Consider the following 14525-nt stretch of genomic DNA (forward strand, 5'->3'; position numbering starts at 1 on the left):
AGGGGTGAACTTATGAAATATCTGTTGATGCTGATGCTTTTCTCTTCTTCGAGTGTTCAAAGTGTAATATACAATACACCAACCTCACAGTATTATGTCATTGATACCGCTGTTGATCCTATTCAGATTCTTGTATTAGAGGAAAATATGAAACTTCCTGTCGCTTGTATCGCTGACCAAAGCTATTTGCTGGGACAGGTCGATTTCACGGATCAAAGCGATTGTCTGATTGCCACATTAAATCAGGCATATGACCTCAATATTCAAGAATATGTCGATCTGAAAGACAGCTACTCTAAGGATGACTTGCTTGCATTGAAAGAAGCCGGCCTTCCTACATTGATACAGACCGTCTTGTCTGTTTCACATTCTTATTCGCTTTCAGAGATCTATGCTGTTTATGCAAGTGCAAATAAAAATGAATTTCGTTATGAAATTCATCATTTGACTTATGTAAAGATTCACGAAGAATATCTTCCTCTCAATTATCCGTTATAAGGACGTTCAAAAGTAATGACACAATAATACTTTTCTTTCTTTTTCGAAAGCATCTCTTGAAGATGCTTTTCAATTTCCTCTTTTTTGACAGGACATGAATAAGGAATTACACAATCGAAAATCAAATTTGAATGGGTCTTTCCCAAAACCGCCCGGAAATCGTGGATCTTCAGATCATCCGAAAGCTCCCGGACACAGGCAGATACCTCTTCCTTAAGCTGATTGATCAATGGATTATCTAAAACGATCGGATCCAGATGAATGACCAGATGGATACCTTCTTCTAAAAAATCCTTTTCAATTTGATCGATCAGATCATGGGATACGAGAATATCGACTTTACTGTCAACCTCCGCATGAGCGCTGACAAAGCAACGGTTAGGACCATAGCTGTGGACCATGAGATCATGAATGCCGTAAATACCGGGATAACTGCAGATCTTCTTTTCCATCGAAGCTACAAATTCCTTATCCGGTGCTTCTCCCAGGATCTTATTTGCGGCATCCTTCATGATGGAAATACCACTGATAAAAATTAAAATTGCGACACCGACCCCCATGTAGCCATCCAGATTCAAATTGAAGAAACGATACAGCAAGGTCGCAGCTAATACTGCTGTGGTCGAATAAACATCATTGATGCTGTCCTGAGCACTTGCTTCAAGAACCGTTGATTCTATTCCTTTGGCGCAGTTTTTATAAAACTGATACAAAAGAAGCTTTCCTACAATTGAAGCACATAAAACAACGACCAGCAAGACAGAAAAATCAATATCGCTCGGATGCAGTATTTTGTCTAAGGAAGAGCGGAACAGCTCAACACCTAAAAGCAGGATCGATAAAGCTACGATACAGCTTGCCAGATATTCAATTCTTTCATGACCGAAGGGATGCTCTGCATCTGCTTCCTTGCTGCTCAGCTTGAAGCTGATCAGAAGAATCAGTGAATTGCCCGCATCAGAAAGGTTATTGACACCATCTGCCAGAATGGAAACAGAATGAAAGACAATGCCGGAGATCATCTTCATCAAAGATAAAGAAATATTCAATATAATTCCTACATAACTGGTCATCCGTCCTACCTGCTCACGCTGCTGGGCCGTCGCCTTTCCTTGCACATTTGCTTTTTTCAATATAAACTTACTTAACATATTCTCACCTTTTTGCTATTATACAACTTTTAAGAAAAGTTTCAATAAAGAAAGCCATCTTCTTAGAAGAAGATGGTCTATTTTTTAGGAACTAAGGCAATGATTCGATCTGCCAAAACGCTAAATGGCATGGTCTGCAGCCAGACCTTTCCCGGTCCTTCCAAGGTTGCGACAAAGAAACCTTCACCTGAAAACAGTTTATTTTTCATTCCTTTGACAGTGTCGATATCAAACTTCACTGTTTCTTCGAAAAAAGCCACATATCCCTGATCTACCTTGATTTTCTCCCCTGCGGCAAGATCTCTTTCTACCAGATCCCCGTCAATTTCCAGAAAAGCTACTCCCCGGCCGCTGAGCCGCTGCAAGATAAAGCCTTCACCGCCAAAAAAGCCGGTTCCTAATTTCTTACGAAAATGAATGTTGAGCTCAACTCCCTCTTCGCTCGCTAGAAACGCTGTCTTCTGGGCAATGATCGACTTGCTTCCATCCAGTTTCACAGGCATGATCTTACCCGGAAATGAAGAACCGAAGGCAATGTTTCCTCCATCCTTGGTACAGGTGTAAGAAGTCATAAAAATAGATTCACCGCTAAAGGCACGCATCAGCCCTTTCATCGCTCCGCCGCGGGTAGATGTTTCCATCTCAAAGCAGTCATCCATCCAGCACATGCCTCCCGATTCCGTTACGATGCTTTCATTTTTTTCTAAGGTACAGCTAACGATTGGAAGCTGTCCTCCTTTGATTTCATATTTCATACAAGTTCCTCCATCTGATTATAGTATAGCATACATAAATTGGAAAAAACCGTATTTTTTAATTATTCTGAAAACTTTCCTCCTGTAAAAAAACAATACATTCCATAAACCAGACAAACGATCCCTCCGGCAATCATGATCATCTCGTTCATATCAATTCCTTCCATGAGCGCAATGGCACCGATCAAAGAGAATATGATTCCCAGAATAAGATAGCGCATATGCTCATTCATCAATATTTTCCTTTCTGAAAAAACGAATGATGACTTTAAACAGATCACCGTCAATCTCGATCTTAAATTCACCGTTTTGAATTTCCGTAAAGCTTTGGGCAATAGCCAATCCAAGACCGCTGCCGCTTTCATGCCTTGATTTATCACCACGTACAAAGCGTTCAACGATCTCTTCCGGTGTGAAATTCATCTCCGCTTCGCTCATATTTTTCAATTCAATTCTTACCGCATCATTTTCATCCCTTACATCGATATAGACACGGCTCTCCGGCATGGCATATTTACCGATATTCGTAAATGGATTTTCAAAGATGCGGCATGTCTTGCCTCCATCCAGATACAGCATGATCTCATTTTTATCATAATGACTGATGACCTTCAAATTTTTCGACTGCAGCATCTCCTCGCTTTCCGCACATATCTGCTCGATCAAAGCAACGATATTCAAATCAACGCAATCCAGCTGAACATTGCCGCTGTTGACCTTGCTGACCTCAAAGAGATCTTCGATCAATGTCGTCAGACGGCTGGAATAATAAGCCAGATTTTTTAGATATTCCTGACGTGTTTCATCGCTGATGGATTCATCCTGAAGCAATACGATATAGTTTTTGATGCAGGTCAGAGGAGTTTTCAGATCATGGGATACATCGCTGATCAGCTCGGTCTTCATATTGGAAGATTTGATCTCATCCTCGACTGCTTTTTCAAAGCCGCTCTTGATATGGGCAAATTCCTCATTCAATGCATTAAAGACACCAACATCCTCGCTCATTTCCTGATCAAAATTTCCTTTGCTTAATTCTTCGGCAGCCTTTAACAGCTTCTGATAATCCTTTTGTATCTTCTTGACCTTATTCAAAAGCCAGAAAAATAATCCCAAGACATAAAGGATCGCAAACACATAACCAAAAGGTCCCCAGACAAGCAATAAGATAATGACAAGCTGGATCAGCATAAACTGCATCAATGGCCGATTTACAGGCTGACTGAGGTCTACTTCCGCAAGCTGATTCATTTTCCTTTTGATCCATTTACAGAATGCCCCGATAAACGTATCTTCTCTTACATACCGTCCAAAACCATGGGCAAACATATATTTGATATAATATAACCCCAATGAGATCATAAAAAGAGTGATGAACCATATCAAACCATTGACAAAAGGTACGATATATTGAGGATATGCGATCTGATAGATGTTTAAAAGACGTCCAAAAGAATCATTCAGAGAATAATAGCTGATAAAAAGACAGGCGGTGCATCCGATGCTGATCAGAATGCAAAGAACGGAAAACATGATTTCACCCTTCTGTTTGATGATGCTTCTGAAAACAGGTGCCTGCTCAACGATGGATATCGGATAGATCAGGAAAAATAAGATCAATACCGCTGAGAAAAGAAGCAGTGATATGACCGCAAAACCGTTATTATTTTCCCAATTATCCAGCATATAGGTAACATAGCCGAAAGATGTCAAACTTGAGGGTACGATCATCCTGATCTCAATATTTTTTGGCATATTGATCGATACCCCTTCTAAAGAAGGAAATTCATTGCCCATGAAATAAGCGGTATTCTGATAATCATCATAATAAGGTATGATCAGATCAAACAGATTGAAATCACTCGCTTCTTCAATATGAAGATCTCCTTCATTGATGATCTTTCCATCTCCATCAAATCGTAAAAGATCATAAAAATAATAATCATTGATATCATCGCCTTCATGAATGCGCTCATAATGATTGGAAAGCTGTGTTTTGGTCATTGTCTGTGTGACCTGATAGACAAAATCCGCATCATCATCAAATTTATACCGGATATCATTGATGATCTGATCCATCATTTCCCCGATCTGTTTTTTGTCTTCATCGCTGAAGCTTTCATCAAAGGAAAGCAATTGATAGCTTTCATCGACCTCTTGTACGATCGAAAGCACAAACAGCTTCATTTCTCTTTCCAGCACCGGATGAACCTGTATATTTTCTTTTACGCTTGTATGGGCCTTGCCTGACAAAAAGACAAAGCTTGAGCTCATAACAAGCAATAAAAGGGTAAATACGATCATAAAGATATTTTTCTTTTTTCTCATAATCTTCCTACTTTCTTTCTATCTTATAGCCAATGCCCCAAACGACCTTTAAGTATTCGGGATGCTTTGGATTCACTTCGATCTTTTCTCTAAGCTTTCGTACATGGACCATGATCGTTTCCGTATTGACCGCCTCTTCCTTCCACACCGCTTCATAAATTTCCTCTGCCGAATAGACGCGTCCCGGATATTCCATCAGAAGCTGGAGGATCGCAAATTCCTTCGCTGTCAGACGAATCGTCCTTCCATTGACGCTGACTTCCTTTGTAAACGTATCTAATTCCAATCCGCCAACGATCAGCTTATGGCTGTTTTCTTCAACATTGCCGCCTTTCAGCTTTAAGATCTGGTCATAACGGCGAATATTGGAATTCACTCGGGCAATCAGCTCCATAGGCTCAAAGGGCTTGGTCACATAATCATCAGCCCCTAAATTTAAACCGGTGATCTTATCGATATCTTCGCTTTTTGCACTTAAAAAGATAACGGGAACATCATCTGTTTCTCTAAGCCTCATGACCATCGTCAATCCATCCATCTTCGGCATCATCACATCTGCGATAACCAGATGGATCTTATGCTCCTTCATCTTCTCCAATCCTTCCATGCCATCAACGGTCTCTATGACCTCATAGCCCTGATTCTTCAGGAAAACAGCCACCGTTTCCCGGATCCCCTTTTCATCTTCTACTACAAGTATCGTATGTTTCATATCTCACTCCCCCTCGCCTTTTCCATTTTATACGATTTTATCATTTTTTTGAATGACTCTTTTATAATAAATGGCTCCGCCGATCACTAGAAGCAGCGTAATGAGTGCGATCATGGTCGTCATGACAAGATCCCCGCTCTTAAAAGAAGCTGACAAAAAGGTCGATGTGATGATGCTGGGGATACGTCCGATCGTCGTCAATGCCAGCCATTTCACCAAACGGATATTTCCTAGACTGACAAGATAGGTCATGACATCCTTGGGCGATCCGGGTATCAGAAATAAGACAAAGATCCAGAACATGCTTTTTTTAGATGCGATCAGCGCTTCTGCTTCTTTTACTTTGTCGGAAGCAAACATGACATCAATGATCTTATGACGGAAGATGCGCACCAGGCCATACACAAGCAGGGTCCCGAGAAATGAGCCGATCAGACAGATCAGCGTACCATTCCATGCACCAAATAAATAACCGCTGGCCAGCTCCAGGGGTTCTCCCGGAAGAAAGGCAAGAAAGATCTGGGCAGCGATCAGTCCGATCATGGATAAGACCTTAAGTCCTATTGGCATAGCTTCAACAGTTTCAAGAATCTTATTCATATCAAAATTCAATAAACTTACCACTGTAATTATAGCTAAGACAATGACACATGATACAAGGATCATTTTATTTTTCGTTGACATTTTCATATCTGATTCTCCTAACACGATCATTCTAAGCAATACTTATAAAAAGAAAACAGAGGAAATTCTTAAATTTTTCTAAAAAAAATAGAAGCAGTGCTTCTATTCGTATTTCTTAAAAGCTTCAGATAACTTATTAAGATCCGTACCCTGTTTGGTTACCATCAGATACTCCCCATTGATAAGCGCATCATAGCTTTCATCCGTTCCATTCTGATTGATCGTTACCTTACCGCTGTTTTTGATTTCTTTCATCCAGCTGGATATTTTTTCATCCTGCATGTTCATCCGATACAAATAGACCGGATTTCCCTGATATTCAAAGGCTTTTCCTTCATGGGCATTGATATCGACGACTTCCATATCCTTGGCATTATCATATTCCAGACCCTGTTGATCAAAATAAGAAAACATATCCTTCATTTCACTTGTTTTGACAGGCTGATTTGCCGACGGATCTTCCTGTGTTACTTCATTCTGGCCAAACCAGCTGCATCCGCTTAGCAGCATTGATAAACATAATATATATATAAGTTTCATAAAATTCCTCCCATAGCTACTATGGGAGGAATTTGTTTATTTATTCATCAAACCTTCATTATTTTCAATTTCTTCGATCATCTTTACACGCTGGGCATGACGTCCTTCTTCAAATTCAGCTTCCAGCCAGCTGTCAACGATCATCTTCGCCAGCTCAATACCCACGACACGTGCCCCAAATGAAAGAATATTGGAATTATTATGCATTTTTGATAATTTGGCACTATACGGCTCCGAGCAGGTCGCACAACGAATGCCCTTCACCTTATTGGCGGCAATACCGATGCCGATCCCTGTACCGCAGATAAGGATGCCGCAATCTACTTCTTTATCGACGACTGCATGTGCCACCGCCACTGCTGCTTTGGGATATGGATAACTTTCTGTGCTGTCTGTACCATAATTGATGATCTCATATCCTTTCGCCTGCAAATATGCCGAGATTTCTTTTTTCATCTCTACTGCCGAATGATCATTTCCGATTCCTATTTTCATATTTTCTCCATTTCTATGATCTTACATCATCTTAAGTAAATTAGAAAGCTTTGGTACTAATTGCTGCTTACGGGAGATGATCTCACTGTCATAACCGCTCATTTCATCAATTTCCGTTTCAATGAGATCCTTCATGATATTTTTAAGTGGACCGCTGTAAACGAACATGCTTCCTTCAGCCATGATATTTGAGAACATCATGATCACCAGATCATAATTTTTCTCACTCTGTTCCTTTTCGATATATTCCTTAAACGAAGGAAGGATCGATTGGATATCTTCCATATGTTCAAAATTAGTCTGCCCGATTGCTATCTTATATTTACCGATTTCATAAGTTTTCAGGTCACGGTTCAAGATATTTTCAGGAGTGCTCTTTTTCAGTGAGATCGAAGCACTTAATACACCTAAGGCAAATTCATTGAGATCAACCTGTGCCAGATCGGCAAGCCATCGTGCCATTCGTTTATCAAATTCTGTCGTTGTCTTCGATTTAAAATACATCGTATCACTGATGATGGCACCCAGCATCAGTCCCGCAAACTCTTTTTCAGGCGTAATCCCGTTTTCCTGATATATCTGTGCGATGATGCTTGAGGTACAGCCGCAGCGCATATTGCGATAATAGATCGGATATGTCGTCTGGATATCTCCGATATGATGATGATCGATGATTTCTTCTATGATCGCTTCATCAATATTATTGATGGTCTGATTCTTAGCGCTGTGATCGACCAGAATGAACCTGCGCCGTTCATAATTGCTTAAATGATAACGAGAGATCGCTCCTACGATATTTCCAAACTGATTGATGACCGGATAAGAACGATAACGGGTATGTGAAAGCCGCTGGGAAACATCATTGACATATTCGGTATCCAGACAGGTAACCACATTGCGTGTCATCACATATTCCACCGGTATTGACTCTGTGATCACCTTGGCCACCTTCATCGTATCCAGATCGGTCTGAATGATTGCACAGCCTTTTTTCAAGGCCAGCAGACGGTTTTCCTCCGATACCTGCTCCTTGCAGGTAATGATCAGACATTTGACGCCACATTCGATCAGCTGACGCTGTTTTTCATCTCCATCGCTTAAGATAACGATGCTGTCTTTGAATTCTTCTGAATAATGTGATCCGTTGATCAGCGTGACGATATATATGCTTCCATCACTTTCATAATGGTCCGGTTCGATGATGATCTTACCCTGGATCGTATCGGCAATCTGTTTGACAGAGGCCTTTGACATCAGGGAGTTGAGCTGTTCATCGCTCATTCCCCTCGTACTGGAAAGATTGGAAGTCGATATGATGCCTTGCAGCTTAGAATGTTCATCTACGACGAATAAGGATTTGTTTTTTACCGTATAGAGCTTTTGCCATGCCTTGGCCATCGTCATATTCATCGGGATCAAGGTCGGCTCATCCATGGCGATATCCCTTAACTGGCTTCTGGCATCTTTTAAAAGAAAAGGTCCTTCTACATTGAAACGTTTGAGGATATATTTTGATTCGTCATTTAATGCTCCTAAACGTACAGCGATGGCGCTTTCTCCTAAAAGCTGCTTTAGATTTGCATATGCCAATGCACTGCATATGGAATCTGAATCAGGATTTTTATGTCCTGTTACAAAAATTGTTTTATTCACTTTTTACCACCTGCTTTTATGATAAACGAAATATACTTTTTTTTCAACCAAATTCATTGAACATGAGCATTTTCTGCTTCAGGATTACATAAGATTTCAAACTCATATGAAATATGATAAAATAAGAAAAAAAGGAGGTTTTTATGCATATAAGAAAAGCTGAAGAAAAAGATGTCAAGCGAATCAATGCCCTTTTGATACAGGTGAATCAGATCCATCATGAAGGAAGAAAGGATCTGTTTAAGGCAGGCGGCAGAAAATACAGCGATGAGGATCTGAAAAAGATGCTTCATGATGAAAAACGACCTGTCTTTGTAGCTGTGGATGATAACGATGAGGTCATGGGATATGCCTTCTGCATCTTCCAACAATATGTCGCTCACCCGATCATGACCGATATCAAAACGCTTTATATCGATGATTTATGTGTTGATGAAAAATACCGGGGACAGCACATCGGTACAGCTCTTTATCATTATGTCGTTGATTTTGCGAAAAAGAAGAAGTGTTACAATGTGACCCTGAATGTCTGGTGTCTCAATGAAAAAGCCATGAAATTTTATGAATCATTAGGACTCAAGCCACAAAAGATCGGTATGGAAATGATCTTAAAATAAAAAGCCGGATCATTTCATCCAGCTTTCATCATTGGGATTATCTCTGAATCGGATCAGATTTTCGATCTGATCTTTTTTTATGTAGCCTTCTTCAGCCGCAACCTCTAAAAGGGTATCATAGTCACTTGCGGATATATTTTGAACATGGTGCTCTTCAAGCCGCTGGGCCGCTTTTTTCATGCCATAGGTAAAGATGCTGGCAATGCCCAAAACCTCTGCTTTTGCTTCCCGCAAAGCTTCTACGACTTCGATGCAGCTTCCTGCCGTAGATATCAGATCTTCAATAACGACGACCTTCGTATGCGGTTCACATTTTCCTTCGATACGATTATTCCGGCCATGATCCTTGGCACTGGCACGCACATAGCCCATAGGTTTGTTGAGAATGGTCGCAACGATGGCTGCATGAGCAATTCCCGCCGTACTTGTTCCCATGACTGCTTCACATTCAGGATAATGCGTTTCAATGATCTTCGCAAGGGCATGCTCGACATCATTGCGTACCCTGACATCCGATAAGGTCAAACGATTGTCACAATAGATCGGACTTTTGATACCGCTGGCCCATACAAAAGGCTCTTGGGGACGTAAAAAGACAGCCTGAATAGATAATAAATCTTTCGCAATCAATCTTTTCATGCTTCATCCCCGCTTTCAAACTCCCGGCTTGCCTTGCGATAAGCAGCGAGTGGATCACTGCTTCCGGTAATCGAACGGCCGACAACGATATAATGTGACCCCAATTGATGTGCCTTGGCAGGTGTTGTCACACGCTTCTGATCACCCTTAGAATCACTGGCAAAACGAATGCCCGGTGTTACCGTCACAAAATCTTTGCCGCACCTTGTACTTACTGCCGCAACCTCCAAGGGTGAACAGATAACCCCGTCACAGCCGGCAAGTTTTGCGTTATATGCATAATGCTGTACCGTTTCCTCCATGCCATGATCGATCCACAGCTCTTCATGCATCCTCTCTTCACTGGTGCTGGTCAGCTGCGTCACAGCCAGCAATATTGCCTTTGAATGCATCTTTACCAAGGCATCTTTGGCTGCTTTCATCATTTCGATCGTACCGCCTGCATGAACATTGATCATATCGACATCCAGCTTAGCCAGATTCATCATTGCTTTATATACGGTATTGGGAATATCATGAAGCTTTAGATCCAAAAAGATCTTATGGCCTCTTTTTTTGATCTCACGAACGATTGCAGGCCCTTCCGCATAAAACAGCTCCATGCCAATTTTAACGAACGGCTTTTCTTCCGTGAACCGCTCCAAAAATTCTAATGTTTCCTGCTGACTTGAAAAATCACAGGCAATTATGACCTCTCTTTTCATTGTGTACCTCCCTTTTTAAATCATTTCAGCTTATTCTTTGCTTTCCGCATAATAAGCGTCTTCATCCAATAATTTTTCACTCTTGGCAACCACCATCGAGCATGCGGTATCACCTACGACATTTAAGGCCGTACACAGCATCTCGATCGGACGATTGATTGCCAAAATCAGCGTATAAGCCATCAACGCCATATCATTGCCATATCCCATGCCGGAAAGGATCGTAAAGAGAATGACAGCCCCTGCTCCCGGTGCGGCCGGTGTTCCGATCGAAGCCACCAGTGCCAAAATACCTACCACCAACAAGGCTTGAAAAGTAATCTCATAACCGCCGCAGCTGGCAATAAAGATCGTTGCAATCATCTGCATGATCGCTGTTCCATCCATATTGATCGTCATTCCCAAAGGAAGCACGAATGAAGCAATTTCTTCATGAACGCCCAGCTCCTTCGTTGCCGTTTTCAAATTCAAAGGCAATGTCGCTGCACTTGAAGAGGTAGAAAAGCCAAACAGGGCTACCTTGCTGACCTTCTTGACAAACTGCCTCGGATTGACGCCGGCTGCGATCCACACGAACAGCGCATAACCGAAGATCAGCACGGCCAGCAGCAAGACAACGGTCAAGATCACATAGGCTAAGGCCGGCTTCAAATAATTGATGCCATAGACCGCAAAGGTTCTCGTAATCAGCACGAAGATTGCCAGAGGACCAAATTTATGAATGATGAAGCCTAAGATGATCGTAATGATATCACTGATTTCTTCACAAAGCTTTTGGAAGGTTTCCATCTTTTTCTTACTTGAATTCATCGCCAGTCCGATGCCGATCGCCATGACCAGTACAGCCAGCACGCCACTGTTATTTGAAAAAGCCGAAGTAACATTATTTGGCATTGCTTCTAATAAGATATTCAGAGGATTGCTTCCTGTTGTACTGGTGGATGTTTCAAGTCCTGCCAGGGATGTATTGCTGAAAAAGCCCATCTGATACGTCACATAGCCGGCAATCGCGGCAAGAATCAATGCCACTGTTGTTGTAAACAGGAAGCATATAAGCGTTTTTGAAGAAATACGGCCCAATTTTTTAGTATCGGTGATCTGAATCATCGCCAAGACGATGCTCGTAAATACCATCGGAATGATGACCACCTGCAAGCCGCGAATAAACAGCTGTCCGAGAATATAAAATATTCCCAAGGCACTTTCATTGCCCTGTGCGGTAATATCAGCAAATAATAATGAATTGATCTGATTCCACAGTTCTGCATTGCCATTAGCATTCAGATTTTCACGCAATGCGATCATGGCAACTCCGCAAATAAGCCCGAATAATAAAGCAAGCATCATTTTTGCGGCCAATTTTGTTGTAGACTTTTTTGACATAACTCTCTCTCCTTATAAAAAAACCTCATAAGTCGAGACTTATGAGGAAATCATATAAACAGAAATAGCCTGGATACAGCTAAAAAAATGTTGTCTGTCATCCTTCATAGTCTCTCGTACTATATTAAAGGTTGTCCGTATCTATTATAGGAAAAAAGAAAGAAATGTCAATTATGAATTTTGTCATTTTTTAGTAAAAAATATATAAAATCAAATTAAATAATATAAATAAACCACCTTTTTATATTTTGTTATGAAAGAAAGAATGCTACAATAGAAACATAAAAAAGGAGTATATGATGAAACTAAATACAAAACAAACATTTTTTATCGGACTTGCCTTTATGTCTATCTGTGCCTTCTGGCAGCTCTATGATCAAATCATTCCCTTGATGCTGGATCATACCTTTCATCTGAATGCGACGCTGATCGGTATCATCATGTCATTTGATAATATCCTGGCTTTGTTCATGCTGCCATTTTTCGGAAGTCTTTCAGACAAGATCGATACCCGTTTAGGAAAAAGAATGCCCTTTATTCTGACAGGCTCCTTCACTGCCGCAGTCTTTTTGATCCTGATACCGATTGCCGCCAATATGAAATCAATCGCTCTTTTCATCATCGCCCTGGCCTTGACCTTGATTGCCATGCAGTCCTATCGATCACCCTCAGTTGCGCTCATGCCCGACTTAACACCCAAGCCTTTGCTTTCAAAAGCCAATGCCATCATCAATTTAATGGGAGCCATTGGCGGAATGCTGGCACTGATCCTGATCAGCCTCTTCGTACCCGAAGGTGTTGAAAATTATCTTCCTTTATTTATTTCTCTTGCTGCTATCATGCTGGTAAGCGCAGCATTGCTGTTCATCACTGTCAAAGAAAAGAAGCAAACGATTGAAAGCAGCAGGGATGAACCGCTCATACAGTCACATAAGCAGTTGCCTAAAGATGTAAAGCGTTCCTTATCCTTTCTTTTATTTTCCATTGCCTTTTGGTTCATGGGCTATAATGCAGTTACCACCGCCTTTTCCCGCTATGCTGCTGCCATATGGGATAAAGGAGCCGGCTCAAGTGCTACCCTGATGCTGATCGCCACGGCTGCCGCAACGATTGCCTACCTTCCTATCGGACAGTTATCCGCAAGATTCGGCCGCAAAAAAATGATTCAGTTCGGTATCATCTTATTAAGCTTCAGCTTTCTTGTCGGCGGCTGGTTCACAAGTCTGTCACCGCTCGCTTATCTTATCTTTGCCTGCGTCGGTATCGCCTGGGCCAGCATCAATGTCAACAGCTACCCGATGGTCGTGGCAATGGCAAGTGAAGGCGATACAGGAAAATATACCGGCATCTATTATACCTTCTCCATGTCTGCACAGATCATCACCCCGATCCTTTCCGGCCTCTTTATCGATCTGACAGGCTATGGCTCCTTATTTCCTTATGCCTTTATCTGTACCTTATTGGCCTTTATCACATTTACACAGGTAGCACATGGCGATGAAAAATGTGCCGGTGCAAAAGGAATCGAAGCGTTTGAGGAGATGGATGCATGATCTGGTTAGTGATTTTTTTATTCTTATTGCTGTTTTTCTATCTTTTTCTGATATTTCCCCGTTTTTCAAAGAAAAAGGAACTCTTAAGGTATCAATCAGTTGATTATGCCCATCGTGGACTACATAATGAAAAATATCCCGAAAACAGTCTGAAGGCCTTTGAAAATGCGATAAAGCACAATTATGGCATTGAATTGGATGTACAGCTTACCAAGGATGATGTCGTTGTCATATGTCACGATTTTAATTTAAAAAGAGTCTGCGGCATTGATAAGGAAATCGATACCTGTACTTATGAAGAGCTGTGTCAATATCGCCTTTTCAATACTGAATATACGATTCCTACGCTCAAATCTGTCTTAGAGCTGATCGATCATCAGGTTCCCATCATCGTTGAAATCAAACAAAAAAGCATTGATTGTAAGACCTGTGAGCTGACAGCACGATTACTGGATGCATATCATGACAACTATGTAGTTGAATCCTTTAATCCTCTGGCCATGCACTGGTATATGAAACATCGCTCACATGTCATACGAGGACAATTAAGCAGTGATTTTTCTAAAAACAAAGAGGTTCATCCTCTCATGGGCTTTCTATTTAAGCACTTATGTGCAAATTTTCTCTCCCGGCCGGATTTTATTGCTTATGATATCAAAGATGCCCATGAATTGAGCTTTCAGCTGTTGAAAAGGTTTATTTGCAGCGTTGGGTGGACATGTAAAAGTGAAGATGAATTTAAGAAAGTAAGAAATGATTATGATATCATCATCTTCGAAAACTTTCTGCCTAAATAAATTCAGGTTTTTTCAC

Annotated in this window: 16 protein-coding genes; 4 read left to right on the plus strand and 12 right to left on the minus strand. The window is 41.1% G+C overall.

The features are described 5' to 3' along the window. Nucleotides 1-12: 12 nt before the first annotated feature. The gene (locus ACZYT3_RS05200) at nt 13-498 is read left to right on the plus strand and encodes a hypothetical protein (RefSeq protein WP_294561668.1); all 486 of its coding nucleotides are present in this window, start codon (nt 13-15) and stop codon (nt 496-498) included. Here the strand turns inward: ACZYT3_RS05200 and ACZYT3_RS05205 are convergent. The 9 genes from ACZYT3_RS05205 to ACZYT3_RS05245 form a co-directional block, all read right to left on the minus strand. Then, complete coding sequence (locus ACZYT3_RS05205) at nt 486-1649, minus strand: cation diffusion facilitator family transporter (RefSeq protein ID WP_464087926.1); 1164 nt, start codon at nt 1647-1649, stop codon at nt 486-488. The genes ACZYT3_RS05200 and ACZYT3_RS05205 overlap by 13 nt on opposite strands. A 77-nt stretch (nt 1650-1726) precedes the next feature. Beyond that, on the minus strand, nt 1727-2404 hold the full coding sequence (locus ACZYT3_RS05210; RefSeq protein ID WP_464087927.1) for a TIGR00266 family protein: 678 nt from the start codon (nt 2402-2404) through the stop codon (nt 1727-1729). Nucleotides 2405-2466: 62 nt separating this feature from the next. Continuing rightward, a complete protein-coding gene (locus ACZYT3_RS05215; protein WP_294561671.1) occupies nt 2467-2637 on the minus strand; it encodes a hypothetical protein in 171 nt (56 codons plus the stop codon). Continuing rightward, nucleotides 2630-4732 carry a sensor histidine kinase gene (locus ACZYT3_RS05220; protein ID WP_464087928.1) on the minus strand — a complete coding sequence of 701 codons (2103 nt, stop codon included), beginning with the start codon at nt 4730-4732 and terminating at the stop codon, nt 2630-2632. The genes ACZYT3_RS05215 and ACZYT3_RS05220 overlap by 8 nt, the downstream gene beginning before the upstream one ends. 7 nt (nt 4733-4739) lie before the next feature. Further along, nucleotides 4740-5444 (minus strand): response regulator transcription factor, encoded by a 705-nt coding sequence (locus ACZYT3_RS05225; protein WP_464087929.1) that lies wholly within the window; start codon nt 5442-5444, stop codon nt 4740-4742. A gap of 27 nt (nt 5445-5471) precedes the next feature. Then, on the minus strand, nt 5472-6134 hold the full coding sequence (locus tag ACZYT3_RS05230) for a TVP38/TMEM64 family protein (RefSeq protein ID WP_464087930.1): 663 nt from the start codon (nt 6132-6134) through the stop codon (nt 5472-5474). 96 nt (nt 6135-6230) lie between these two features. Beyond that, nucleotides 6231-6668: a hypothetical protein gene (locus ACZYT3_RS05235; RefSeq protein WP_464087931.1), complete on the minus strand. Its 438-nt coding sequence runs from the start codon at nt 6666-6668 to the stop codon at nt 6231-6233. Nucleotides 6669-6704: 36 nt separating this feature from the next. Next, a complete protein-coding gene (gene rpiB / locus ACZYT3_RS05240; protein WP_464087932.1) occupies nt 6705-7163 on the minus strand; it encodes a ribose 5-phosphate isomerase B in 459 nt (152 codons plus the stop codon). A 21-nt stretch (nt 7164-7184) separates the two neighbouring features. Beyond that, complete coding sequence (locus ACZYT3_RS05245; RefSeq protein WP_294561677.1) at nt 7185-8816, minus strand: putative manganese-dependent inorganic diphosphatase; 1632 nt, start codon at nt 8814-8816, stop codon at nt 7185-7187. A 143-nt stretch (nt 8817-8959) separates the two neighbouring features. On the opposite strand from ACZYT3_RS05245, the gene ACZYT3_RS05250 reads away from it, so the two are divergent. Continuing rightward, nucleotides 8960-9433, plus strand: coding sequence for an N-acetyltransferase family protein (locus tag ACZYT3_RS05250; protein WP_464087933.1), 474 nt, complete (start codon nt 8960-8962; stop codon nt 9431-9433). A gap of 9 nt (nt 9434-9442) precedes the next feature. Here the strand turns inward: ACZYT3_RS05250 and pyrE are convergent, their stop codons facing one another. Genes pyrE through ACZYT3_RS05265 form a run of 3 tightly spaced genes read right to left on the minus strand, consistent with a single transcriptional unit; the run spans nt 9443 to nt 12159 of the window. Further along, nucleotides 9443-10072 (minus strand): orotate phosphoribosyltransferase, encoded by a 630-nt coding sequence (gene pyrE / locus ACZYT3_RS05255; protein WP_464087934.1) that lies wholly within the window; start codon nt 10070-10072, stop codon nt 9443-9445. Continuing rightward, nucleotides 10069-10776 (minus strand): orotidine-5'-phosphate decarboxylase, encoded by a 708-nt coding sequence (pyrF, locus tag ACZYT3_RS05260; protein ID WP_464087935.1) that lies wholly within the window; start codon nt 10774-10776, stop codon nt 10069-10071. The genes pyrE and pyrF overlap by 4 nt, the downstream gene beginning before the upstream one ends. Before the next feature lie 30 nt (nt 10777-10806). Continuing rightward, the gene (locus tag ACZYT3_RS05265; protein ID WP_464087936.1) at nt 10807-12159 is read right to left on the minus strand and encodes a dicarboxylate/amino acid:cation symporter; all 1353 of its coding nucleotides are present in this window, start codon (nt 12157-12159) and stop codon (nt 10807-10809) included. A 299-nt stretch (nt 12160-12458) separates the two neighbouring features. On the opposite strand from ACZYT3_RS05265, the gene ACZYT3_RS05270 reads away from it, so the two are divergent. After that, complete coding sequence (locus ACZYT3_RS05270) at nt 12459-13712, plus strand: MFS transporter (RefSeq protein WP_464087937.1); 1254 nt, start codon at nt 12459-12461, stop codon at nt 13710-13712. Next, a complete protein-coding gene (locus tag ACZYT3_RS05275) occupies nt 13709-14509 on the plus strand; it encodes a glycerophosphodiester phosphodiesterase family protein (protein WP_464087938.1) in 801 nt (266 codons plus the stop codon). Before ACZYT3_RS05270 ends, ACZYT3_RS05275 begins: the two co-directional genes overlap by 4 nt. Nucleotides 14510-14525 lie beyond the last annotated feature (16 nt).

The sequence above is a fragment of the Traorella sp. mt218 genome (genome assembly GCF_055420025.1).